Genomic DNA, 585 nt, shown 5'->3' on the forward strand with positions numbered 1-585 from the left:
TCGATAGCCGAGGCATTTGCGTGGCGTTCCGTTTAGTCTGTTGCAGATCTCAATCAGGTCGGCGTCGGTCACGGACAGCGGATCGACCTCTCTCGAAAGCCATTTTCGCGCTCGTCGGTTTGTGTTTTCGACGGTGCCTTTTTGCCAGGGCGATTGCGGGTCGCAGAACCATGTCTGTGTGCCTATGCTGGCCTGCAGATAAGGCCAGTCGGTAAACTCCGTGCCGCGATCGAAGGTGATGGAGCGACGCGCAAGATGGGGCAGGGCCTGCAACGCCTGAACGAGGCCATCCATGACCGGCCGGGATTGCCGATCATTGTTGCGCAGGAAAATGGCGAAACGACTCACGCGCTCGACGAGCGACGTCACATTGGCTTTCCCAAACTTCTTTCGAAACTGGATGAGATCGCATTCCCAGTGCCCGAACTGCTTCCGGGAAGCGACAGTGTCGGGGCGGCGCAAAATGTTGAGTTCTGGGCTAAACCGTTGACCATGCTTGCGTCTGGCATGGCATGGCGTGGTCGGCGTCGGGCGCGATGCTCGGGCAAATGTCGCCACAACTTGATCGCCTGACCATCGGCCGAA

At 58.6% G+C, this 585-nt stretch carries 1 pseudogene; it reads right to left on the bottom strand.

From position 1 onward, the window contains the following. Positions 1-585 (bottom strand): annotated as a pseudogene (locus AAIH70_RS30980) (IS30 family transposase); the annotation flags it as partial.

Source organism: Neorhizobium sp. BT27B, from assembly GCF_050455485.1.
Classification (GTDB): domain Bacteria; phylum Pseudomonadota; class Alphaproteobacteria; order Rhizobiales; family Rhizobiaceae; genus Neorhizobium.